Below are 23,743 nucleotides of genomic sequence, written 5' to 3'. Positions count from 1 at the left end.
TGAGACCACCTGACGACCGCCTTTTACCTGACCGTGGCGCGACTTGCCCGGCGTCCTAGGGCTCGGGCGGGCACCGAGGTTGTCGGTGAGCAATCACGTTCACGTCAATGATCCAGATATACCAGACGATCGAATCCTGAGCGCGGAACCACTGTCCCACGCACTTGTTACGAGCTGGACCGTTATGCGGCGTAGCGCAATCTGGGAGCGACAGTGACACTCGGCGTCGACAGGCACGAACTCCGGCAGATCATCGCCGGCCTCAGCGAGGGGGTGATCCTGGTCGAGCCCGACCAGACCATCGCTTATGCCAACGAGGCCGCCTTGGTCATGCACGGCGCGACGACCGTCGACGAGCTTGGCGAGACCGTGGACGCCTACCGCGAGCGCTTTTCCTTGCGCTACCGCAACAATCGCACGCCCAACCAATATCCCATCGAGCGCGTCGTCTCGGGCGAAAGCTTCCATGACGTCATCGTCGATGTGAAGCGCACCGACAAACCCGACGTCGACTTCGTTCATTCGCTGCGGAGCATCGTGGCGACGGATCGCGACGGTAATCCGAGTTGTCTCGCCCTCATCCTCAAGGATGTGTCCGAACAGTTCGAGGCCGAGGAGCGCTTCGAGAAAACCTTCAACGCCAACCCGGCCCCGGCGGTGATCTGCCGGCTCTCCGACCTGCGCCATGTGAAGGTGAACCTCGGGTTCCTGGAGATGACCGGGTACACCCGCGACGCCGTGATCGGCCGCAGTGTCTACGAGGTCGACGTTCTCGCCAATGCCCGCAATCGGGAGCTCGCGATCTCCCGTCTCAACAACGGCGGCACCATCCCGCAGATGGAGGCGTGCCTCGACCTGCCGGATGGCGGGACCCGCTACGTCATCGTCGCCGGCCAGCCGATGGACCTCGGTGACGAGCCCTGCATGCTCTTCACCTTCGCCGATCTCGAACTGCGCCGGAAGGCCGAGTCGGCCCTGCGTCAGAGCGAGGAGCGCTTCGCGAAGGCGTTCCGCCTCACACCGGTACCGACGGTGCTCGCCAGAGCCGACACCTTCACCATCACGGGCGTGAACGAGGCTTTCAGCCGGGTGTTTGGGTTCGGTGCCGACAAGGTGACCGGCCGCTCGCCGGACGATCTCGGCCTCTGGGTTCACGACGCGGCCCGGTCCAAGTTCGAAAGCGCCGTGACGCGAACCGGTTATGTCCTCGGACTGGAGGTCTGCCTCAAGCACGAGGACGGCACGTATCTCGATTGCCTGGCCTCTGCCGAAAAGGTCGAGATCGGCGAGGAGGCCTACGCGCTCCTCGTCCTGCAGGACATCACCGAGCGCAAGCGCAGCGAGCGCGACCTGTTCGGGGCCATCGAGACCGTGATGGCGGATACCTCGTGGTTCAGTCGCGGCCTCATCGAAAAGCTCGCCAATTTGCGCCAGCCCGGCGGCAGCCACGACGATGCCGTGTCGCCCAACATGACGGTGCGCGAGCGCCAGATCCTCGACCTGATCTGCTCCGGCCTCGGCGACGACGCCATCGCCAAGCGGCTGAATCTGTCGCGCAACACGGTACGGAACCACTCGGCCGCGCTCTACCGGAAGCTCGGGGTGCACAAGCGGTCCGAGGCGATCATCTGGGGCCGCGACAACGGTTTCCCAGCCAGCGCACCGGTTAAATAAAACCGCCGTACCAGTACATCCGCATCATTGTCTGGCGACAGGCAGGCGCCACTTCAGGTGCAAATCAACGACGCCCAGGCATTCGGAGGTACTCATGAGCGAGACCAAGTCGACGTCCACGACCGAGGCGCTCAAAGGTTCGATGAAAGAGGCCATCGGCAAGTTGATCGGCGATGGCAAGGTCGAAGCCGAAGGCAAGGCTCAGCAGAAAACACCGAAGTCCGACGTGAAACCGAAGGCCTCCGACAAGGCTTAGCCTCGGCACCGCATCGCGCACCCTCACCCGTTTCGCAATCAGTTCAGACAGGAAATCCAATCATGGTCGACACCACCCGCATCACCGGCGCCGCCAAGGAACTCGGCGGCAAGATCCAGGGCGCCGTCGGCGACCTGACCGGTTCGAACAAGAATTCCGTCGAGGGCCGCGCCCGCGAGGTCCAGGGCACCGCGGAGAACCTCTACGGACAGGCCAAGGACGCGGTCCGCGATGCTGCAGACCGAGTCTCCGATGCCGCCCACGATGTTGGTGGCCGAGTCCGCGACGCAGTCGACGACTTCGCCGATTCCGATGGCCGCGCCATCAAGGATCGCGCACGTCAGGCGCAGGCTGCCGCCGGGGACACCTACGAGCGCGCCGAGCGCTCCGTCCGCAATGCCGGGCGTGACGCCTACGATTACGCTGAGGACGCCTACGAGAACGGTGGCGATTACCTGCGCCAGGGTGGCCGCGAAGTGACCCATCAGGTCGCCGAGCACCCCATCGCCGCGCTGCTGGTCGCCGGCCTCCTTGGCTACGGCATCGGCCTCCTCATTCATGGCCGCGACTGATCCGCAGCCAGCCCCCTCTCGACCCCTCGGACGACCGAATTCCTCGGACTCCCGACGACCCCGGAGCAATCTAACGTGTCTTCTTCCAGCATCCCCACCTCGCCGCTCGTGGCGAACGACACCCGCACCGTCTTGCTGAATCAGGTGTCCTGGGGCGCCATCTTCGCCGGTGCCGTGACGGCACTGGTGACCCAGGTCATCCTCAACATGGTCGGCGTCGGCATCGGCCTGTCCAGCGTCAGCACCACCGGCGCCGACAATCCGGCCGCTTCGACCCTGTCGATGAGCGCCGGCATCTGGTTCATCGTTTCGGGGATCGTCGCTGCCCTCGCCGGCGGGTTCATCGCGGGTCGTCTGTCGGGCAAGCCGATCACGGGAGCGGCCGGTCTGCACGGCCTCGTCTCCTGGGCCGTCACCACCCTGGTCGTTCTGTACCTGCTCACCTCCGCCGCTGGCGGCATCATCGGCGGCGCTTTTTCCGGCGTGACCAGCACCCTCGGCGGTGCCGGCTCCCTCGTCGGCGGAACCGTGCAGACCGCGGCTCAGGCTGCGGCTCCGTCGCTGTCGAAGATCACGAACCCGCTCGACGGCATCGAACAGTCGGTCCGCCAGCAGGCGGCCGGCCAGGACCCCCAGGCCGCCAAGGACGCCGCTGTCGCAGCGATCCGCGCTGTGTTCACGGGTGACCCGGCCCAGAAGGCCCAGGCCGAGAACCGCGCCGCCGATGCCCTCGCCAAGGCGCAGGGTATCCCGGTCGATCAGGCCAAGGCCCAGATCCAAGACTACAAGAAGCAGTATGAGGAGACCGTCGCTGTCGCCAAGCAGAAGGCCGAGGCCGCAGCGATTGCAGCAAAGTCCGCTGCCACCCAGGGCGCCTTCTACGGCGCACTCGCCCTGATCCTCGGCGCACTCGCCGGCTTCTTCGGCGGCCGCCTCGGCGCGCCGAAGCTCATCGCTTTGACCGACACCTACGGCGCTCGCCGCGTCTGAACCGTCAAACCGGCCGGTCGCGATGACCGGCCGGCCCCGTCACTATACGATCCTCTCTCGCAACCCAGGAGCATTACCATGAGCAGCACCACGGACAAGCTGAGGGGCCTCGCCAACGAGACCGTCGGCAACCTCAAGGAAGGTGTCGGCAAGATCACGGGCAACGACACGCTCGTGGCGGAGGGCAAGGCCCAGGAACTCAAGGGCGAGGCCCAGCGCACCGTCGGCGAGGCCAAGGACGGCGTAAAGTCGGTCGTCGACAAGGTCACCGGCAAGCACTGATCCTACCACTTCGAGAGGGGCGAACATCCTCTCGAAGGCCTTTTCCGAGCCATTCGAATACACAGGAGAGACCCATGAACCGCGATCAATTCCGTGGCGCATCGCGTCACCTGAAGGGCCGCGCCGAGACCGCCCTTGGCGGCGTCATCGGCGACCCGGCCCGACAGATCCGCGGCGCGGTGAACCAGGTGGCGGGTGGGGCGCAATATGCCTATGGCCGTGCGCGTGATCGCGCGGAAGACCTCGCCGACGATGGTCGTCACCTCGCGCGCGAAGTGCGGGACCGGGCCGGCAATCTGATCGAAGACGGCCGCGATTTTGCCCGTCAAGCTCGCAAGCGCGGTCAGACTTATGGGCGTCAGGCCGTCCGCTACGCCGACGACAACCGCACATCCGCCATCCTCGGCCTCGCCGCCGTGGCGTTCGCTGTGGGCTGGCTCGCCCGGTCCAAGCGCTGATCCACCCGAATTCGGAGAAACCCCATGATTCGCAAGCTCCTCACTGCCTTCCTGCTTCCGAAAATCATCGCCTATGTCAGCCGCCGCGTCAGTGGCCGGGCTGCGACCCAGCCGCGTCGGCCCCACTGACCGCAACCGACCTCGCCATCCAACAGCGGACCCTTTACCTGATGAAGCTGACACTCGCCCTTGCCGCCACCTTCACCATCGGCCTGATGGGCCTGCCCGCCGCGGCTGCACCCGTCGGCAGTGCGGTCGACGCTCTCGTTCGCAGCGACCTGACGACGGATTACGTGCAGTATCGCCGCTTCGGGCGTCGCCACGGCTTTCGCGGCGGGCGCGGCTATGGACGGGGTTACGGCTACCGTCGCGGCTATGGCTATCGCCGGGGTCCGGGCGTCGGTGCCGCGGTCGGTGCAGGGGTGGTCGGCCTCGCAGCGGGGGCGATCATCGGCGGTGCGATCGCGAATTCGCAGGCCCAGGCCGGTCCGCGCGGCGTCAGCGCCGATGCGGTGGCAGTCTGTGCGCGTCGGTTCCGGTCCTACGACGCTGCAAGCGGGACCTACCTTGGCAACGATGGCGATCGGCACGCCTGTCCGTAGCGGTCTCGCACCAAGTGGGGAGCGAGCGATCCATGCCTGTCGCCCGGCCCCGCTTGAGTCGTGCGTTCGTCGATCGCGCCGCCTGCTCCCGGCCAATCGCGCCCTCACGGCCTCGTAGTACGCTTCCGATGCTCGCGACTTGGCCGGGCGCACCCCATCGACGGCGGCCGCCGCGACCGGCTGACGGCGACACCCCGGGCGGATGCCTGTCCGGTTATTCGAACCATGACAGATGAAGGACGACCGATGAGCAAGGGCTATCCCTCGATGACCGCGCTGCTGGGCCTGCTGGCCGTGGCCGGTTACCAGAACCGCGACAAGCTCGCCGAACTCTTGAAGGGCCACGGCACCGAGCCGACCCGTTCGACGAACCCGCCGATCCCGAACACGACGTCGACCGGCTCCAGCACCGGTAGCAACCTCGGCAACCTCTTGGGCGGTGTCGGCACGGCCGGCATCGGTGGCCTGATCGCCAGCGGCCTCAGCGAACTCGTCGACCACTTCACCAAGGGCGGCCACGGCGAGACAGCGAATTCCTGGGTGAACCAGGGGCCGAACCGCGAGATTCCCGAGGGCGACCTCGAACGGGCGATCGGTCCGGAGACTCTGGAGCATCTCACGCAGCAGACAGGCCTCAGCCGAGCTGCCCTGTTGTCCCGTCTCTCGCGCGAGTTGCCCTCGGCCATCGATCAGTACGCCACCGACGGTCGCCGTCCCGCCTGACTGGTCCCCGACAAGGGGCCGTGGCCGCCGCTCTCGGGCGTCGGCCACGGTCGTGCCGTGCAAGCCCGTGAGCGACCGATCGGGCGTTCATGAGGCCGCTTTCAGCCAAGTGCCTCAAGCTTCTGCAATTCAGTGCCGACATTGAGGCACAGGCGACGGAACGCGACGAGCCTCCATTGCTTGGAAAGAGCGACAGACGTGCTGAGGCCGGATCATGAAAATTCGCACCGGTTATACCATCGCCTACGATACCTACGGCCCGACGCCGATGACGCTTCTGCTCAACGTACGCCCCGAGCGCCAGCGTGATCTCGTCACCGAAGAGACCATCACCTTCGATCCGCCGGTAGCGGCGCGGCGCTATCTCGACGCTTTCGGCAATGTCGCGACCCGTATCTTCGTGCCGGGCGGTCGGATCACGATGTCGGCGGATTTCCAGATCGAGGATTCCGGCAGGCCGGACGCCTTTGCGCCAAACGCCTGGCAGATCCCGATCCAGGACGTACCGGATGAGGTACTGCAATATCTGCTCGGATCGCGGTATTGCGACACCGACAAGCTGTCCCAGGATGCCTGGAATTTGTTCGGACATACGAACGAGGGCTGGCCCCGCGTTCAGGCCATCGTCGACTACGCTCACGAACGGCTGACCTTCGACTACATGCAGGCGGATGCCACCCGGTCGGCCCATGACGGCCACAGCCAACGGGTCGGTGTCTGCCGAGATTTCGCCCATCTCGCGATCACTTTGTGCCGCTGCATGAATATCCCGGCGCGCTACGCCACGGGCTATCTCGGCGATATCGGCGTCCCCAAGGACCCGGCTCCCATGGACTTCTCGGCTTGGTTCGAAGTGTATCTGCGCGGCCCCGCCGGGCCACGGTGGTACACGTTCGATGCCCGGCACAACACGCCACGCATCGCCCGGATCGTGATGGCCTATGGCCGCGATGCCACCGACTGCGCCCTGACAACGAGCTTCGGTCCGGCTCCGCTGGTGACGTTCCAGGTTCACACCGACGAGGTGAGCGACGACAACGGCGCGTTCGTCGGGTGAGTGCCTTGGGGGCCGGCTGCATCGCTGACGGCGTCGCCACCGACGGCGACCCGATCAAGGTCGGCTCAGTTTTTTGATGGGTTCAGGAACGCACGCGATGCTGGCCGACGAAGTCGACGAAGGCCCGCAGTGGCGCCGGGAGATAGCGGCGACCGGGATAGTACAGGAAGGGCCCTGAAAAGGGTTGCCACCAGGACGTCAGGACCGGCTCCAAAGCCCCGCTGTCGAGGTGCGGCCGTAGCCAGTCCTCGAATAAGGTGATGATGCCGGTCCCCGCGATGGCCGCGTCCACGGCGAGATCCGTGGCGGCCCCGACCCGAACGATGAGCGGGCCGCTGGGGTCGACCCGCACGATCTCCCCATCACGCTCGAATTCCCACGCCGTCATCGTACCGCTCGCGAAGCGGCCGCCGATACAGGCGTGTTTCAGCAACTCGCGGGGGTGGGCAGGACGTCCGCAGCGGTCGAGGTAGGCCGGCGAGGCGGCGGTGGCGAAACGCTGTTCACGCGGTCCGATCGGGATCGCGATCATGTCCTGCTCGAGGCGCTCATCGTAGCGAATCCCGGCATCGCAACCGGCGGCCAGCACGTCGACGAACCCATCCTCGGCCACCACCTCGAGACGGATGTCGGGATAGGCGGCGAGGAAGGGCGGAACGATACCGGGCAGCACGAGCCGGGCCGCACTGACCGGAACATTGAGCCGGAGCGTGCCGGCCGGGCGGTCGCGAAAGCCGTTGACCACATCGAGCGCCGCTTCGACCTCGCTCAAGGCCGGCGTCAACCGCTCCAGAAGACGCGCGCCCGCCTCGGTCGGTGCCACGCTGCGCGTCGTACGGTTCAGCAACCTGACGCCGAGCCGTGCTTCCAGCCGACGGACGGCTTCGCTCAAGCCGGATGCGCTGGTTCCACTCGCCCGCGCACCATCGCGAAATCCGCCTGCCTGCGCGACGGCTACGAAAGCCGCGATGTCTCCAAGATCAGCCGCCACTGTTCGGTCTTTCGTACAGCCTGTGCCGACTGGCCCAACTTATCACACGATAGGGCGCGCTCTAAGTCTCCTCTCACCGCCAGAGGAGAGTGACCATGACCGACATCGCACAAGCCGGGACCTATGCCCTCGGCGACCGTAGCGTGAAGCGCCTGGGTTACGGCGCGATGCAATTGGCGGGGCCTGGGGTTTTCGGGCCTCCGAAGGATCGGGCCGGGGCCATCGCCGTCCTGCGCGAGGCGGTGGCGAACGGCGTGAACCACATCGACACCAGCGACTTCTACGGCCCGCACATCACCAACCAGCTCATCCGCGAGGCGCTCCACCCCTATCCGGACGATCTCGTGATCGTCACGAAGATCGGCGCCAAGCGCGGTGAAGACGCGTCCTGGAACCCGGCTTTCTCCGCGGAGGAGCTGACCCGCGCGGTTCACGACAATCTCCGCAACCTCGCGGTGGACGTCCTCGACGTGGTCAACCTGCGCATCATGCTCGATGTCCACGGGCCTGCGGAGGGCTCGATCGCAGAGCCCCTCGCCATCCTCGCCGACCTCCAACGCCAGGGTCTGGTTCGCAGGATCGGACTCAGTAACGTCACGGCCCGGCAGGTCGCCGAGGGGAAATCCATCGCCGAGATCGTCTGCGTCCAGAACGCGTACAATCTCGCGCATCGGGCGGATGATGCGCTCATCGACGCGCTCGCGACGTCCGGCACCGCCTATGTGCCGTTCTTCCCGCTCGGCGGCTTCAGCCCGATCCAGTCGACGGCCCTCACCGAGGTCGCCGAGGGACTAGGCGCGACACCGATGCAGGTGGCACTCGCGTGGCTGCTCGCACGATCCCCCAACATCCTGCTGATTCCCGGCACATCGTCGCTCGCGCACCTACACGACAACCTAGCGGCGGCCGCCCTCGCGCTCTCGGACGATACGATGGGCGTTCTCGATCGGATCGCCGGCGGGCCTACGGAGGGCTGATGCAGCGCGGGCCTGGTCTCGACGGACAATGGACCGGCCGCGTCTCAGCCCTCGTGGCCAGGGGTTGGTGGCGGTCCGCTGGCGACAGGGCAACCGATGCATGACACGCCGCGAGGCGGATGTTCGTCGCCGTAGTGCGAGGATTGAAGACCAGAACAACGGTCAGGTGCGCGGCGAAGGTATGGGAAGCAAGTCATTGCGCGGGGCGCGCAGTGCTTGCTTGATGCGATGGCCACCGGCACGGTTTTCGCCGAACCCTCCTTGTGCGTGCCATTCACGGGCGCCGCTGGAGTGCCGGCAGGGGCGCTGCTCGGCCGCCGGCCCCGCCGCCATGGAACCCTAGCGCCGGTGGCGGCATAGGCCACGCGGACAGGACGAGGGACGGGCATGGAAACGGACGTGACCACCGAGACAGCGCAGCCACGCCTCGAACGGAAGGCGGTGGCGGCCGTGGTCCTCGGCAACGCCCTCGAATTCTACGACTTCACCATCTACGCCTTCTTCGCCAAGCCGATCGGCGAGGCGTTCTTCCCCTCGGAGAACGCCACCGACAGCCTGCTCGCCTCCCTGGCGCTGTTCGGCATCGGCTACGTGATGCGGCCCATCGGCGGCATCCTCATCGGGGCCTTCGCGGATCGGGCGGGGCGCAAGCCGGCCATGCTGATCACCATCGCGCTCATGGCGATCGGCATGCTGATGCTGGCCGCGGCGCCCGGCTATGCGACGTTGGGGGGCTGGTCGCAGGTCATCGTCATCGTCGGCCGGCTCATCCAGGGGCTGGCGCTCGGGGGCGAGGTCGGCCCGTCCACCGCTTACCTTCTCGAAGCGGCGCCGCCCAAGCAGCGGGGCTTCGTGGCGAGCTGGCAGATCGCCAGCCAGGGCTGCGCCGCCCTGATCGCCGGCATCGTCGCCTCCGCTCTCACGTTCGCGGTGGGCGACGCGGCGATGGGCGCCTGGGGCTGGCGCGTGATGTTCGCCCTCGGGATCGGCGTGGTGCCGGTGGGCCTGATCATCCGCAGCCACCTGCCCGAGACCGCCGGAGACCAGGCCGATCCGGCGGCGGCCGATTCGACCTTCGCGGTGGTCAAGCGCCTCGTGCGCGAGCACGGACGGATGCTGCTGCTGACCTTCCTGATCATCGCGGCCTCCACCGTCTCGAATGCGGTGGGCACCAACATGCCGGTCTATGCCCAGGCCACCCTCGGGCTCACCGAGACGATCTCCACCGCCGTGCCGATCGCGTTGGGTCTGGCATCCATCATCTTTCCGCTCCTCGGCGGCTGGCTCGCCGACCGGGTGGGCCGCCGCGCGGTGATGATCTGGCCGCGCGCGCTCATCGTAATCCTAACCATCCCCGCCTTCGCCTGGCTGGTACGGAGCCCGACCGGCCTGTCGGTCTATGCCGTGACCTTCCTGCTGTCGGCCCTGTCCTCGATCAACGCGGCGGCGATCATCGTGGCCATTCCGGAATCCCTGCCCCGCGCGGTGCGCAGTGCGGGCCTGTCCATCGTCTATGCCTTTTCGGTCTCGATCTTCGGCGGCAGCACGAACTACGTCGTCAACAAGCTCATCGCCCTGACGGGCGACAAGATGGCTCCGGCCTATTACCTCGTCGGCTTCAGCATCATCGGAACCGTCGCGGCCCTGTTCATGCCCGAGACGCGTGGGAAGGATCTGACGTCGGAATCCGAGGCGTGAGCCGACATCCGCGCGCCCGCTTCGGCGTGCAAATTCGGGTGGCGGTCAGTCCCGCTTCGGCGATTGGGAGATCTGCTGGTTCAGGCTCAGTCCGAAAACCAGGCGCACGAGATCGACCTGCCGCGAGACGCCGGTCTTCGCGAAGATCGACTGAACCTGCGTTCGGGTGGTCGAGTAGGCCACGGCAAAACGTTGTGAGGCCTCCGCCATGGACTCGCCTTCGGCCAGGGCAACGGCGAGACGGGCCTCGGCCTTGGTCAAGCCGTAGGCGGTCTGGAGCACGGACGCCGCCGGCATTGGCCCGATCTCCGGCGTACACGCGACAAGCAGCGTCGTCCCGTAGGCGAAGGCGCGACGCGTTTCTCCGCCGAGCGGCAAGACATGGATGACGATCGGAGGCTGGTCGCGGCGGCGCACGGCGAATGCCGTTACGCCATAGCGTCCCCTCTCGTTCGACAAGCTCTCGATTCGGGCGTTCGTGGATGCATCTCGCGTCACGAGACGGCCCTTTGCGATGCGGAGATCCGCGTCGAGAAGGCCGGCGAACGACTCGTTCCAGCGAACGGCCCTGCCATCGCCATCGAGGATCATCGCCGCACGTCCGACAAGATCGAAGGCATCCGTCATGCCGGCAGCCCGCGCCCTCTCGACCGCAGAGGTAAGCAAAGCCGTTCGCCGGAGGGCCGGAACCAACTCCAGAAGCCTCGCCTGCTCGTGCGGCTCGAAGAAGCCCTCTCGGGGTGTCCTCTGGAGCGAGAGGCACCAGAACGCGCGTTCGGACTGGAAGCCGACGCCGGCGAACCAGCGCAGGCCGTGGGGCCCTAGGAAATCCTGATAGTATGGGAGCCGCTCGAACTCCTCTCGCGTCGTGAAATCCTGATCGACTGAAATCCCGCGATCCCGCATCAGGGGAATTGCTGCGAGGCGATGGTCGATCGTGTGCCAGTCTTCGGAAAAATACCGGTCGGTCAGCTCCGTTACCGACGGGGTCGAGATGGTCGCCTCGGCGACTTCGTCAATACGAATGAGAACGGAACCTTCACTGCCCGTGGCGCGAGCCACATTTTCGAGAAAGACCGGCCAATGGCTCGGATCCAGGACTGATCTTTCCAAGCTCGGCGCAAGCTTGGAAAAAGAGTCGTGGTGCAAGCCGGCCATCGAAAAATCCCAGTGACAACTATGTCTAAATGAGCACTGTCGCCGACAGCAAGATCATTTGTGGTTTTTCCTGACGGGATTTGCGGTACAGCGTTCAGCCGTATCATTTTTGTGTTGGCAAGCACTGAGCTTCGTTGCCAGTGCGCTCTGCAGGTTGCTGCGCCGTCGCCATATCGGCGTCCAAGACCTTGCGCGGATTCCGATCCGAACAGGTTGCACCATCGGGTAGACACCTGACCACTTCGCTATGGTCGTACTGCGATTGGCTCCGATACCGTTTGCATCGAGGCGTGACGCCGATCCAGACGCGTGGAATTCCTGAACGCCCCGTGGCCCTCTTCGCAGTCTGATGCCCGCGGGCGCATCGACGCACCGAGGTGCCACCGCGAGGAAATTCGACCCCGTACCGCCCTGGGCAGCATGCCGCCCAGAGACTTCGCCAGCATCGCCTCGCGGACGTACGCGGCCACCCTCTACGTCAACAATGCGCTCTTCGGCATCAGCATATGCACGCCCTTGTTGCCGTCCACCGTTTGGGTGATGCGCAGGTTTCCGGTGAGGGAGCACAGCATGTAGGCTTGGTTGCGGGTGAGTTCGGTGCGGGCGCAGACGTGCTTGACCATCTCGCGCACCGCCTGCCGCATGGCTTCGTCGAGGCTTTCGTGCAGGCCGATCGACATCAGGTCGGTGGGGGTTTCGGCGAACGGCCAGTCGTAGCCGAGGTCCTTGCGCACGGTGAGCCGGAAGGTGCCGGTGAGCCCGGTCTCCAGGGCGGTGATGCAGACCTCGCCGTCGCCCTGCACCCCGTGGCCGTCGCCGGCGTAGAATCCGGCGCCCGCATTGTAGACCGGGAGGTAGAGGGTCGAGCCGACCTTCAGTTCCTTGTTGTCCATGTTGCCGCCGAAGCCGCGCGGCACCGGCGTGCCGACGCGGCCCCAGGCGGCCGGCGGCGCCGTGCCGAGGATGCCGAAGAACGGATCGAGCGGCAGTTCGGTGCCCCAGGGCAGCACGCAGACGCCGCGGGCGACGTCGATGTCGGGGTGGATGGTCTCGTAGTCGGTGAACTCGTCGGGCAGGGTGCCGAGCAGGGGCAGGATCGCCACGAAGCCCCAGTCCTGGCGGAATTTCTGGTCCAGGATCTCGACCTGCAGCACGTCGCCGGGCTCGGCGCCGCGGACATGGACCGGGCCGGTGACGAAGTGCGGGCCGGGGCCGGGCACGCAGGTGTCGAGGGCGACGAGGAGGTCGGCCGGGACCCGGGTCGGATCGGGATGCAGCGATTCGCGGCCCCCCGCCGGAAACGAGTGCAGGGTGACGGTATCGCCGGACTCGATCTCCAGCACCGGCGGAAGCGCGGCGTCGAAATAGCCCAGGACCATCGTGTCGGGGGTCGCGGGAATCTCGTGATGCGTCGGCATGGGCGCTCCTGGGTTCGGGTCAGACGGCGATGTGGCGGGTGAGGTCGGCATGGCTGATCGTGCCGCGCTCGCCCTGCTCGACGATGGCGCCGCGCGAGAGGACCACGACGGAATCGGCGAGCCGGAGCGCGAAATCGAGATATTGCTCCACCAGCAGCACGGTGATCCGGCCCTTGAGGCCGGCGATCACCGTCTCGATCGCGGAGACGATGGAGGGCTGGATGCCCTCGGTCGGTTCGTCGAGCAGGAGGAGACGCGGGCGCGTCGCCAGGGCCCGCGCGATGGCGAGCTGCTGCTGCTGCCCGCCGGAGAGGTTGCCGCCGGGCCGGTGCCAGAGCTCGCGCAGCGCCGGAAATAGCGCCACCGCCTCGTCGATGGCATCGCTGCGCTCCAGCCCATGGGCGCGGGCGGCCACGCGCAGGTTCTCCGCGACGGTGAGATCGGAAAAGATCTCGCGGCCCTGCGGCACGGTGGCGAGGCCGGCCCGCGCGCGCCGGTCGGACGGCCAGGCGGCGATCTCGGCTGCGTCGAAGGCGATCCGCCCGCGGCTCGCGGGGATCAGTCCGGCGAGACAGCGCAGCAGCGTGGTCTTGCCGGCCCCGTTGCGCCCGACCACCGCGAGGCAGGTGCCGGGCGCGATCGACAGCGTGACGCCGCGCAGCACTTGCGCGCTGCCGTAATGCTGGTCGAGGCCCTCGATCGTGAGCCGCATCGGTGGCGGCGCGTCCGGCGTGCTCATCGGCCGAGAAACACCTCGATCACGCGGGAATCGGCGCGGGCGCCGTGCAGGCTGCCCTCGAACAGCGTGCGGCCCTCGTGCAGCACCGTCACCCGGTCGGCGATCGCCTCGACGAAGGCCATGTCGTGCTCGATCACCAGAATGGCGCGGTCCAGGCGGCGGAGCGAGCGGATCAAGGCGGCGGTGCGCTCGGTCTCGGAATCCGAGAGCCCCGCCACCGGCTCGTCGAGCAGGATGATCCGGGGGTTCGAGGCCAGCACCATCCCGATCTCGAGCCATTGCTTTTCGCCATGGGCCAGCGCGCCGGCCTGGGCGTGCTCGCGCGGCGCGAGCCCGGTCTCCGCGAGGATCTCGGCGATGCGCGCGGGGCGTTCGGTGGCCGAGAGCCCGGTGCCGCAGCCGATCTCGAGGTTTTCGCGGATCGTGAGCGCCGGGAAGACGCTCGGCTTCTGGAACTTGCGGCGGATGCCGGCCTTCGCGATCTCGGCCTCCGAGCGCGTGGTCAGGTCGATGCCGTCGCCGATCAGGACGCGGCCGCTGACGGGCTTGGTGATGCCGGATATCACGTCGAGCAAGGTGGTCTTGCCGGCCCCGTTCGGGCCGATCACCGCGCGGATTTCCCCGGGATCGACGGCGAGCGAGAGGGCGTCGAGGGCGCGGAAACGCCCGAACGTCACGGTCAGGTTCTCGACCACGAGGGCGCTCACCGGGGGGCTCCTCCGCGGAGCCAGGTCGGCCTGGTCCTGAGCGTCGCGAGATCGAGCAGGCCGTTGGGCAACGCCAGCACCACGACGAGCACCAGCCCCGACAGGATGAAGGGCCACGCCTCCGGCAGCGCGGCGCTGAGCCAGAATTTGAGGGCGTTGATCGCCACCGCGCCGATCACCGCGCCGCCGAGGCGTCCGATTCCGCCGATCGCCATCCAGACGGCGATCTCGATGGACAGATCGGGCGAGAGCACGCGCGGATTGATGATGCCCACCTGCGGCACGTACAGCACCCCGGCCAGAGCCGCGATCATGGCCGAGAGGCACCAGATCGCGAGCTTGAGCCGGGTCGTGCCATAGCCGAGGGTGCGCAAGCGGGTCTCGTCGTCGCGGCAGGCGAGCATGCGCCGGCCGATCGGGCCCGCTACGAGGGCGCGGGTGCCGACGAGAACCGCCGCCAGCGTGCCGAGCGCGGCCAATGCCAGCCCAGTCGTCACCGCCGCGGAGCCCATGGGATACCCGAACAGCAGCGGAAACCCGGTCATGCCGTTGTTGCCGCCGAGGCCGGTATCGTTGCGGAACATCAGCAGCATGGCGACATAGACGAGCGCCTGGCTGATGATCGAGAAGTAGACGCCGTTCACCCGCGAGCGGAACGAAGCGAGGCCGAACACGAAGGCCACCGCCGCCGCCAGCCCCAGCGCCAGGGCCAGGGCGTAGGGCGCATGGGTGAGCCCGGCCCAATAGGCCGGCAGGGCCGTCCAGCCCATGAACTGCACGAAGTCCGGCGCGACGCCCGTCACCGCGAAGGCGTGTGCGAGCAGGTGCATGGCGCAGACGTAGCCGCCGATGGCGAAGAACAGCCCGTGCCCGAGGCTGAGGATGCCGAGGTAGCCCCAGACCAAATCGAGCGACACGGCCAGGATCGCGAAGGCCGCGAGCTGCCCGATGGCGTTGACGAGGTAGGGGGCCGGCTGCAGGCCGACGAGCCCGAGGCAGACCGCCGCGATCACCACCAGAATGCCGACGAGGAGCGGGTCGCGCCGCCACGCGGCGGCGGGGCGGGCCGGAGCAGCCTCGCTCGGGGTCGACAGAATCTCGGCGCGTCCGGTCATCGCCGGCGCCTTGCGGCAAACAGCCCTTCGGGCCGGCGCTGCAGGAACACGATGATGCCGACCAGCACGATCACCTTGGCGGCGACTGCGCCGTAGAACGGCTCGATCAGCACGTTGGCGCCGCCGATGCCGAGGGCCGCCACCAGCGTTCCGACCACGGTGCCGACCCCGCCGAGCACCACCACCATGAAGCTGTCGACGATGAAGTTCGCGCCCATGCCGGGATTGACGCTGTAGATCGGGCACAACGCCACGCCCGCGAGCCCGGCGAGACCCGAGCCGAAGCCGAAGGCGAGCCGGTCGACCCGCCGCGTCCGGATGCCGAGCGCGCCGGCCATGTCGCGGTTCTGCGTGACCGCACGGATATCGAGGCCGAGGGGCGTGCGCTTGAGGATCAGCAGCGTCGCCACCAGAGTCACCGCGGCGAAGGCGATGGCGAAGAGCCGGTTCCAAGTGACGATGAAGTCGGCATAGAGCGGCACGCCGCCGCTGACGTAGCTCGGCATCCCGAACTGCAGGTTCTGCGAGCCGAAGGCGACGCGCACCCCGTTGATCAGGAACAGGCTCACCGCCCAGGTGGCGAGCAGGCTCATGAGCGGCCGGCGATAGAGGTGGCGCAGGATCAGCGCCTCGACGGCGATCCCGACGCAGGCCGAGGCCAGGAACGCCACCGGGATCGCGGCGATGAGATAGAGGTCGATCAGGCCGGGCGCGAGCCAGCGGAACGCCTCCTGCACGCCGTAGGCCGCATAGGCGCCCACCATGATGAACTCGCCCTGCGCGAGATTGATCACGCCCATCAGGCCGAAGATGATCGCAAGTCCCGCCGCCGCCATGAACAGAATGCTGGCAAAGCTCACGGCGTTGTAGGCGAGCGCGAGACCGTTGCCGATGGCCACAGCCCGTTCGACGCTGGCGATGCCCGTATCGAGCGCAGCCCGGAAGGCCGGGTCGGCGATATAGGCCGGATCGGCCTTCAGGCTCGTCAGCCGCGACAGCGCGGCACTCGACGGGACGGCCGCGATGGCGGCGATCGCCGCGCGGCGGCGGGCGGGATCGGGCGCATCGAGGGCAGCCGCCTGCATCGCCTGCGCGATGGCGCGGCGCAGGCCGGCATCCGCCTCGGCGGTACGGGCCCGCTCCAGGATGGCGTCGGCCTCCGGCAGGGTTCCCATCCGGCGCGCGAGGGTGGCGAGCCCGGCCGACCGCGCTTCGACGGTGGCACCGGTGAGCAGCGCGACGATTCCGGCACCCGCCTCCACCAGTCCGCGCTGGCGCAGGCCGAGAACCGGCGAGCGGCCCCCCGTGGCCGATGCGGGGATTCCGGTCAAAACATCCCGCCCGTCCGCCGCTCCGACACGATCGAGCAGGACCGCGCCGGTCCCGACACAGGCGAGGCGGCGATCGAGCAATCCACGCAATACGCCGCCCGCAAAGGCGAGATCGTCGGGCGCCGCGCTACCGGCCGAGCCGATCACCGCTTCGGCACCGCGTCCCAGGGCTGCGGCGTCACCGCAGAGCGCTGCGACCAGCCCTGGCCGGTCGAGCGCGTCTCCTGCCGCCGCCGCCACCGTCGCGGACAGCATCAGCATGAGACCGAACGCCAGACGGGCCAGCGGGCGCGGCGACCAATCCCACATCTCAGCCATACGGGCTGAACGGCACGGGCTTGGGCGCATCCGGAGATTGCCACAGGACGTCGAACCCGCGCGTCTCGTTGACGGAGCCGATGAAGACGCCGCGCGACACGTAGTTGTTCTCGGCCGTCATGGTGAGGGTGTAGCCCGACGGCCCGTCGTAGCTGAGGCCGGCGAAGGCCTTGCGCACGTCGGGCACGGCGAAGCTCTTGGCTTTCTCCGCCGCGAGCGCCCAGAGCCGGACGCTGTCATAGGCCGAGACCATGGGGTCGATGACCGTATCGGCGCTGAAGGGCACGGCCTTGGCCTTCACGTAGGCCGACCAGTCGGAAAGGAACTGCTTGTTCCGCTCGCCCTTCGCGGCCTGGAGATAGGCCCAGCAATTGAGATGGCCGACGAGCTTGGTGGTATCGAGCCCCTCCAGATCAGCCTCGACCATGTCGAGGCCGAGGATCGGCACGTCGGTGGCCAGGATTCCCTGGTTGGCGAATTCGCGCAGGAAATCGGGGATCGACGAACCGACCACGGTGAGCACCACGATCGGCTGGCCACCGGGCTGGGCGGCGAAGGTCCGGATCTGGTTGACCAGGGTCTGGAAGTTCGAGAACCCGAGCGGCACGTATTCCTCGCGCCACGCGCTCTCGGCGATGCCCTTGGACTTCCAGTAGCCCTTCAGGATCTTGTTGATCGTGCGCGGCCAGACGTAATCCGAGCCGATCATGAAGAAGCGCTTGGCGCCGACGCCGTCGGACCCCATCAGGTAGTCGACGGCCGGCAGCACCGAACTCGCCGGCGGCGAGTTCACGTAGACGACGTTCTTCGAGTTCTCCTCACCCTCGAAATGCAGCGGATAGAACAGGAGCCCGTCATTCTGCTCGACCACCGGCAGCACCGATTTGCGCGACACCGAGGTCCAGCAGCCGAACAGGGCCGCGACCTTTTCCTGCTGCAGCATCTGGCGGCCGATCTGCGCATAGAGCGGCCAGTCGGAGGCCGGATCCGAGGTGATCACCTCGACCTGGCGTCCGTTGACGCCGCCCTTGGCGTTCAACTGGTCGGCGGCCATGCGCACGACGTAGTTGAGGCGGCCCTCGATATTGGCCATCGTGCCCGAGGACGAAAACAGGCAGCCGAGCTTCACCGTGTCCGCCGCCCAGGCCGGGCGGATGAGCGCCGGGGCAGCGAGTGCCGCGGCGGTTCCGATCAAGCCTCGTCTCGTGAAATCCGTCATCGGGCCCGTTCTCCTGCCGCGTCGCCGGATTGTCCGATCCCGGAGCGAGCGGCGGAAGCCTCAAGTGACCGCATCCGCGGCGAGACCGTGCGCAAATTGCCGGCGCAGCGCCCGTCTTGTGGGCCCGCCGGTTCCAGAACGTCAAAATTGTCATTTACCCACCGGTCCGGTTTTTGCTGCGATCGGGCCGTCTCGCGTGATCGCAGGCGAACGCATCGCCGCGAATGGGCCACGCCGAACAGGGAAGCTGCGCATGCGTCGATCCCAGCATACGGACCAGGAAGTCGCGTTCCTGCTGAAGGAGGCCGCCAACGGTATCGCCATCGCGGAGATCTGCGCGGCGGCACACATCTCCATCGGTACCTTCTATCGCTGGCGCCGCCGCCTCGGCGGCCTGCCCCCGGCAGGCGTCGAGCGCCTCGGCCGGGTCGAACGCGAGAACGCCAACCTGCGCGGCGAGGTCCTGCGTCTCCGCAGCGCCCTGCGCACGGTCTCGGCCCCCGCCTCCGACGCCCGTCGCAGCGCCGCGTCCAAACCGGACAGCCGCATCGCGCCAGCGGTACAGCATCGCGGCGCAGCCGCCTCCGTCGGCCGCTACGCGTTCGTGCGCACCGCGAATTGACGGAGCCCCGCGTCCGACCCGTTTGCGTGCCCACCCCGCCGCACAATCCGCCCCGCTACGACGGTACGGCGTGAGCCCCCGGGGCCGCGGCAGGCACCCGACCCTGCGCGACCCCACCGCCCACCCGTTGCGCTGCGCGACCGCTTGAGCTAAGCACTCCGCTGGTCAGCACCCGTAGCTCAGCTGGATAGAGCGTTGCCCTCCGAAGGCAAAGGTCACACGTTCGAATCGTGTCGGGTGCGCCAAAAGCTGATACCAGCCGGAATAGAACTCCAATCATTCGCTGTGTATGAGCTGGGCGTGCTCGGCCATTGCCGCGCGCTAGCCAGCGGCTGGTCGTTAGGTCGGTTGACGACGTGTCTCCTGCGCGCCCGTCCCGGCCACTCGGGCGGATCACAGAACGTCTTCGAACCTGACTGCCAAGACGGTGTCGTCGACGCCTGACGCTTTCGTGAAGTTGGGGCAACGCAGACCACGAAATCTGCACCGGAACCAGCAGTCGCGACCACACGGTGAGAGCGGCGAGGACTACGGATGGGACTGCCGAAGGCCGTTGGCGCGCTATCTTGGGTTTGTGGTTGAAAATCCAGCACGTGTAGATCGCTTCAAAGCAGAGGCCGTGGCAGGTACGAAGATCGCTGCAGCGATCAGCGTCGTTCTGTGCGATGCGTCAGTGCAATTCTTCCGGTTTGAAAGCGGGCACACCTTGGATCCTACCGCGGCAGTGAAGGCCCAGTCCTGGGCGAAGGTGGCGATACCGCTCGGGGAGTCTGCGAGCACCGCAGGCCCACTGCGATACGCACGGCGATACTGCTGGCTCCGCCGGAGCAGAACTGATGCCACCCTCGAATTCCGATGCGCACCAGTTCGCCGCGCAGGCTCATGCCGGGCAACGCGACAAGAGCGGCAAGCCGTACATTCGGCACGTCAACCGCGTAGCCGGAGCCGTCGACCGGCGTGCACGACAGGCGCGCGACGTCGACGGATCGAAGATCGATCCGAACCAGGTCCTTCAGGCGGCCTATCTGCATGACGTTCTCGAGGACACGCCGACCAGCACCGAGGATCTGGCCGAGGCCGGCTATACGGCCGCGACGATCAAGATGGTGCAACTCCTGAGCAAGCCGGACGAAGGCGTGTCGTATGCCGAACGCATCACGGCCCTCATCCCGTCGGGCAATCTCGGTGCGATCCTGGTCAAACTGTCGGACCAACGAGGACAATGCCAACGCCGAGCGCCAGCTTCCGCTCGGGAGCAGCCTCACGGCCCGGTATGCTGCCGCCATTCCGCGTTTGAGAGATGCCGCGGTTGCTCTCGGATACACCGGGCCTTGAGCGCACCAACGTCCGATGGGCCTCCAATGCGGTTCCGCGTCTTCCACATCGGGCGCGTGCCGTCGGCGGGCTGACCCGAGTCGTGTCCCACGGGCTAAGCAGGGCAAACTTCGTCGTCCAGGTGCGCTTGTCGCCGAGACCGGCGCGCGCCGGCGTGACGCTGGCTCGGCGTGAAGGGCGCGTTAGGCTATTTCACAGGCACGGATCCTCTGCCGCCACGAGCCGACCGTTCGCCATGGCTTCGCGAAAAGCTTCGTAATCGGCCTGGTTCCGGTCGCCGTAGGCAGACGCCCAGCCGGCGAGCGCTTCGCGGAGGCCGGTCTGGCGGTCGCGTCCGCAATAGCCGGCGATGGCGGCCGCGTCGCCGGTGCGCGCGTGAGCCCGCGCGAGCAGCGCGCCGTAAGCCCACGCGAAGTACAGCAGCGGCTGCCCAGTCATGCACGAGACCGGAATCTCCCCCTTCATGTTCTTCATCTGCCGGACATAGAACGGGCGGTCGGCGATCGTGGTCCACCCGAGAAGCGGGTCGCCGACGCCCTGGAGCAGACGCTGCCCATAGATCACCCGCTCGCCCTCGTGGCTGGCATAGGGCTCGGGCATGCCGGGAAGGTATGGCGCGTGGGCGGGGCGCACCGCTTCCTTCACCTGCAGGAAGAGCACGTCCTGATCCGAGTTGCCGCAGAGCAGTGCTACGTAAGCACGGGTGCCGACGCTGCCGACGCCCACCACCCGGTGCGCCACGTCGACGACGTGGTAGCGGTTCAGCATGAACCGGCGCTCGCGCGGCAGAGTCTCGGCATAATGCTCGAGACCGGTGATCACCGCCTCGCGGGTCGCTTCGTCGACGCCCGTGAGGATTGGGGGATCCTCGCGAAACCGCCAACCGCCATCGACGCGCCGCTCGCCTACGCGGGCGAGGAGGCTCTGGTTGTTCTTCTTGCGCGCTTTCTCCACCGCCTTCCGGACCACGGCCTGCGATTCCGCATCGATCCGGATCCCTGTGAAGTCGAGTTGGTCGGCGCGTGCGGCCTGCTGCCAGACGTCGAGGGAGCCCTGTGGCGCCATCTCTGTCATCGTGTGCTGGTAGCCGCTGACGGCGGCGATCACCGCCTGACGCCGCTCGCTCGTAGCAACCGCGTCGCCGCGTGCCGCCACCTCGATACTGGCGACGAGCCGCTTCAGGTCCCATTCCCACGGACCGATGGTCACCTCGTCGAAATCGTTGAGGTCGAGCACGACGTCGCGCTGCGGTGTCCCGAACAGGCCGAAATTTGAGATGTGGGCATCTCCGTTCATCACGACCATGATCTCGCTCCGCGGGCTCTGCGCGAGGTCCCAGGCCATGACGTGCGCAGCGCCGCGCAGGAACGCGAAGGGCGAACTCGCCATGCGGGCGATCCGCAACGGAATCAGCGCAGGCTGTCGTCCATCATGGGCCCCCTCGATGAGGGTAACCGGGTCGGGCCGGTCTTCCGGCAAGGAGAGCGCGGCATGCGCGGCGTGGGGCACCACCTCGCGCAGGCGCTTGCCGGCGGCCCGGCGTTTGTCCCAGGGTTCGCCGCATTCGCGGAGGTCGATATGTGGATAATCGGCAAGCGGTTCCAGCACGACCTCACCGGCGGACTCGACCACCCCGTCTCGGTTCTGATCGGACACCACGTGGTCGGATGCGCCAAAGTCGTTCTGTCGTTCCATGGACACTCGTGATCCCCATCGGCGCAGGGACAATCTCAGCCGTCGCACATCGTTGCGACCTCGGGATTAAATCGCAATGAAAAGCGTAGCGCTCCGTTCGTGAGGTCTGCCGCCACGCGACCTGCGAGCGTGCTGGGAGGCGGCTCCGGCTTTGGAACAGGCCCGATCTACGACGTGCTCACCAGCTGAAGAAGGCGCTTTTGCGCGGCTGCGGAAGCAACCGGCATCGCGGCACACCGGGTCTGGTTCCGACCGCCTTCCTTGGCCTCGTACAGCGCTGCGTCCGCGCGGCGATACAGGTCCGTCAGCGAGGTGTCTCGCTCCTGGGTCGATGTAACGCTCGCGAGCCCGATGCTCACCGTGACCGCCCCGGCCCCGATGCCAACCGATCCGATCGCCAGGGTCGAAACCTCGGCATGAACCTTCTCTGCGATGCGAAGGGCGCCGGCCTGGTCGGTATCCGGCAGGAGAAGTGTGAACTCCTCGCCGCCCACGCGACAGACCAGGTCCTGCGGGCGGTGGACGCTTGCCGACAGGCACTGCGCCAAGCCCTTCAGCACGTCGTCGCCGATCTGGTGACCATGGCTATCGTTGAAGTGCTTGAAGTGATCGGCATCGACGATCAGCAGAGACAACGGCCGGCCGTGGTATCCCGATGCCTCCGCGAAGCCCGCCTCGAAAGCACGGCGATTCGGCAGGCCAGTCAGCCCATCGGTCTTGGAGAGCTTGGCGAATTCGGCTTGCATTGCCGTGCGCCGGCGCAACTCGCGGCTGAACAGCAAGGACAGGGTAATCGTCAGACCACAGAGCAGCAGCACGATGCCGCCGATGACGAGCGCCTTCAGGCGCCAATCCGCCTCGATCTCGTCCACGGAGAGCGCCACGTTCAGCACGAGCGGCAGGTCGCCCACGCGGGTGAAGTTGTAGTGCCGCTCGATGCCGTCTCGGACTGAGGTGCCGACGAAGGTGCCGCTGTTCTCGCGCACGAACCGTTCGAATGTTGGAGCGTCCGCGATGTTCTTGCCGATATCGCTCTCGACGTAGGGCTGCCGCATGACCCGCGTGCCGTCCCGCAGGTAGAGGTTGATCGCTCCGGCGCGTCCGAGGCTGATCTGGCTGAAGAGGTGCGTGAAGTAGGACAACTTCACGCTCCCGAGCACCACGCCGCCGAAGGTGCCGTCCGTCTTGTTGATGCGCCGGCTGAAGGGCAGCATCCGCTCCCCCGTCAGGCGGGAGATCAGCGGCTGACCAATGAACAGGCCGAGGTCGCCGCGGGTTCTGTGGACGCGAAAATAGTCGCGGTCGACGTAGTTGCCTTTGCGCGGCGGAACCGCGTCGAGATCGGCGGCGATGTCGCCGCGCTCGTCGAGGATGATCATCACGCCGAGGTCACGGGCCGTACTCGCACGATCGAAGATGACGAGCTGGCGGAGTTCGGGGCTGAGCTGAGCGACGCCCGGCGCGTGGAGACTGTCGACGGCGCCCCGCAACGAGAGATCGTACAGCTCGACCGTGCGGGCGATGTCGCGTTCGAGAACCTGCAGGAGGTTCTTCGACGTCTGATCCGCTTTTTCCCAGGCGTCCTGCCGCAAGTCGAGCAGCATGAGGCTGGACACGACGACCATGCCGATGGGCGCCAAGACGCTCAGCACAATCCAAGTATGGGCCGAGTTCAGCCGGCGGTACAGGCGAATGAGTGAAGCCATCGCCGATCCCAAGCCAGTCTGTTTTTTTCGAGAACACTTTCCTCTCGCACGCGAAGCCTTAAACAGGTGTTTCACCCTGCGGCGGACCGGACTCGACCGG

General features: G+C 67.0%; 23 protein-coding genes and 1 tRNA gene. 14 read left to right on the top strand and 10 right to left on the bottom strand.

The features are described from left to right. Positions 1-213: 213 nt before the first annotated feature. The 9 genes from G3T14_RS11595 to G3T14_RS11555 all read left to right on the top strand — a co-directional run bounded on the left by G3T14_RS11595 (position 214) and on the right by G3T14_RS11555 (position 6,614). Positions 214-1,674, top strand: a complete 1,461-nt coding sequence (locus G3T14_RS11595) for a helix-turn-helix transcriptional regulator (RefSeq protein WP_163642700.1) — start codon at positions 214-216, stop codon at positions 1,672-1,674. Positions 1,675-1,768: 94 nt separating this feature from the next. Further along, positions 1,769-1,930, top strand: coding sequence for a CsbD family protein (locus tag G3T14_RS11590; RefSeq protein ID WP_163642699.1), 162 nt, complete (start codon positions 1,769-1,771; stop codon positions 1,928-1,930). Positions 1,931-1,992: 62 nt separating this feature from the next. Further along, entirely contained in the window at positions 1,993-2,502 is a 510-nt protein-coding gene (locus G3T14_RS11585; RefSeq protein WP_163642698.1) for a CsbD family protein, read from the top strand. 75 nt (positions 2,503-2,577) lie between these two features. Then, entirely contained in the window at positions 2,578-3,492 is a 915-nt protein-coding gene (locus G3T14_RS11580; RefSeq protein WP_163642697.1) for a PhnA-like protein, read from the top strand. 78 nt (positions 3,493-3,570) lie between these two features. Further along, positions 3,571-3,774, top strand: a complete 204-nt coding sequence (locus G3T14_RS11575) for a CsbD family protein (RefSeq protein ID WP_163642696.1) — start codon at positions 3,571-3,573, stop codon at positions 3,772-3,774. Positions 3,775-3,848: 74 nt separating this feature from the next. Then, positions 3,849-4,232: a CsbD family protein gene (locus G3T14_RS11570; protein WP_163642695.1), complete on the top strand. Its 384-nt coding sequence runs from the start codon at positions 3,849-3,851 to the stop codon at positions 4,230-4,232. 170 nt (positions 4,233-4,402) lie between these two features. Further along, positions 4,403-4,834 (top strand): BA14K family protein, encoded by a 432-nt coding sequence (locus tag G3T14_RS11565; protein WP_163642694.1) that lies wholly within the window; start codon positions 4,403-4,405, stop codon positions 4,832-4,834. A gap of 246 nt (positions 4,835-5,080) precedes the next feature. Then, positions 5,081-5,557, top strand: a complete 477-nt coding sequence (locus G3T14_RS11560; protein WP_163642693.1) for a YidB family protein — start codon at positions 5,081-5,083, stop codon at positions 5,555-5,557. A gap of 214 nt (positions 5,558-5,771) precedes the next feature. Beyond that, on the top strand, positions 5,772-6,614 hold the full coding sequence (locus G3T14_RS11555) for a transglutaminase family protein (protein WP_163642692.1): 843 nt from the start codon (positions 5,772-5,774) through the stop codon (positions 6,612-6,614). A gap of 82 nt (positions 6,615-6,696) precedes the next feature. Here G3T14_RS11555 and G3T14_RS11550 read toward each other — a convergent pair whose 3' ends face one another. After that, positions 6,697-7,605, bottom strand: coding sequence for a LysR family transcriptional regulator (locus tag G3T14_RS11550; RefSeq protein WP_163642691.1), 909 nt, complete (start codon positions 7,603-7,605; stop codon positions 6,697-6,699). A 95-nt stretch (positions 7,606-7,700) separates the two neighbouring features. Here G3T14_RS11550 and G3T14_RS11545 point away from each other — a divergent pair, with 95 nt between their 5' ends. After that, complete coding sequence (locus tag G3T14_RS11545; RefSeq protein WP_163642690.1) at positions 7,701-8,582, top strand: aldo/keto reductase family oxidoreductase; 882 nt, start codon at positions 7,701-7,703, stop codon at positions 8,580-8,582. A gap of 399 nt (positions 8,583-8,981) precedes the next feature. After that, on the top strand, positions 8,982-10,280 hold the full coding sequence (locus G3T14_RS11540) for an MFS transporter (protein WP_348645260.1): 1,299 nt from the start codon (positions 8,982-8,984) through the stop codon (positions 10,278-10,280). 45 nt (positions 10,281-10,325) lie between these two features. Here the strand turns inward: G3T14_RS11540 and G3T14_RS11535 are convergent, their stop codons facing one another. The 7 genes from G3T14_RS11535 to G3T14_RS11505 all read right to left on the bottom strand — a co-directional run bounded on the left by G3T14_RS11535 (position 10,326) and on the right by G3T14_RS11505 (position 18,285). Then, complete coding sequence (locus G3T14_RS11535) at positions 10,326-11,438, bottom strand: helix-turn-helix transcriptional regulator (RefSeq protein ID WP_163642688.1); 1,113 nt, start codon at positions 11,436-11,438, stop codon at positions 10,326-10,328. 473 nt (positions 11,439-11,911) lie between these two features. After that, positions 11,912-12,856 (bottom strand): acetamidase/formamidase family protein, encoded by a 945-nt coding sequence (locus tag G3T14_RS11530; protein ID WP_163642687.1) that lies wholly within the window; start codon positions 12,854-12,856, stop codon positions 11,912-11,914. A gap of 19 nt (positions 12,857-12,875) precedes the next feature. Next, a complete protein-coding gene (gene urtE / locus G3T14_RS11525) occupies positions 12,876-13,595 on the bottom strand; it encodes an urea ABC transporter ATP-binding subunit UrtE (protein ID WP_246733255.1) in 720 nt (239 codons plus the stop codon). Then, complete coding sequence (locus tag G3T14_RS11520) at positions 13,592-14,302, bottom strand: ATP-binding cassette domain-containing protein (RefSeq protein ID WP_163642686.1); 711 nt, start codon at positions 14,300-14,302, stop codon at positions 13,592-13,594. Before G3T14_RS11520 ends, urtE begins: the two co-directional genes overlap by 4 nt. Beyond that, positions 14,299-15,417 (bottom strand): urea ABC transporter permease subunit UrtC, encoded by a 1,119-nt coding sequence (gene urtC / locus G3T14_RS11515; RefSeq protein ID WP_163642685.1) that lies wholly within the window; start codon positions 15,415-15,417, stop codon positions 14,299-14,301. Before urtC ends, G3T14_RS11520 begins: the two co-directional genes overlap by 4 nt. Beyond that, on the bottom strand, positions 15,414-17,066 hold the full coding sequence (gene urtB, locus G3T14_RS11510) for an urea ABC transporter permease subunit UrtB (RefSeq protein ID WP_246733251.1): 1,653 nt from the start codon (positions 17,064-17,066) through the stop codon (positions 15,414-15,416). Before urtB ends, urtC begins: the two co-directional genes overlap by 4 nt. Then, complete coding sequence (locus G3T14_RS11505) at positions 17,059-18,285, bottom strand: urea ABC transporter substrate-binding protein (protein ID WP_163642684.1); 1,227 nt, start codon at positions 18,283-18,285, stop codon at positions 17,059-17,061. Before G3T14_RS11505 ends, urtB begins: the two co-directional genes overlap by 8 nt. Positions 18,286-18,538: 253 nt before the next feature. Here G3T14_RS11505 and G3T14_RS11500 point away from each other — a divergent pair, with 253 nt between their 5' ends. The 3 genes from G3T14_RS11500 to G3T14_RS11490 all read left to right on the top strand — a co-directional run bounded on the left by G3T14_RS11500 (position 18,539) and on the right by G3T14_RS11490 (position 20,316). Next, the gene (locus G3T14_RS11500; protein ID WP_163642683.1) at positions 18,539-18,907 is read left to right on the top strand and encodes a transposase; all 369 of its coding nucleotides are present in this window, start codon (positions 18,539-18,541) and stop codon (positions 18,905-18,907) included. A 168-nt stretch (positions 18,908-19,075) separates the two neighbouring features. Then, a tRNA-Arg gene (locus tag G3T14_RS11495) sits at positions 19,076-19,152 on the top strand. A gap of 591 nt (positions 19,153-19,743) precedes the next feature. Continuing rightward, positions 19,744-20,316, top strand: a complete 573-nt coding sequence (locus G3T14_RS11490) for an HD domain-containing protein (protein ID WP_246733250.1) — start codon at positions 19,744-19,746, stop codon at positions 20,314-20,316. Positions 20,317-20,434: 118 nt separating this feature from the next. Here G3T14_RS11490 and G3T14_RS11485 read toward each other — a convergent pair whose 3' ends face one another. Further along, the gene (locus tag G3T14_RS11485; protein WP_163642682.1) at positions 20,435-21,937 is read right to left on the bottom strand and encodes a DUF2252 domain-containing protein; all 1,503 of its coding nucleotides are present in this window, start codon (positions 21,935-21,937) and stop codon (positions 20,435-20,437) included. A gap of 167 nt (positions 21,938-22,104) precedes the next feature. Next, on the bottom strand, positions 22,105-23,643 hold the full coding sequence (locus tag G3T14_RS11480) for a sensor domain-containing diguanylate cyclase (RefSeq protein ID WP_204262803.1): 1,539 nt from the start codon (positions 23,641-23,643) through the stop codon (positions 22,105-22,107). Between the last annotated feature and the right edge of the window lie 100 nt (positions 23,644-23,743).

Origin of the sequence: Methylobacterium sp. BTF04 (genome assembly GCF_010692745.1) — a bacterium.
Classification (GTDB): domain Bacteria; phylum Pseudomonadota; class Alphaproteobacteria; order Rhizobiales; family Beijerinckiaceae; genus Methylobacterium.
This window is presented reverse-complemented; position numbering and strand designations above follow the sequence as displayed.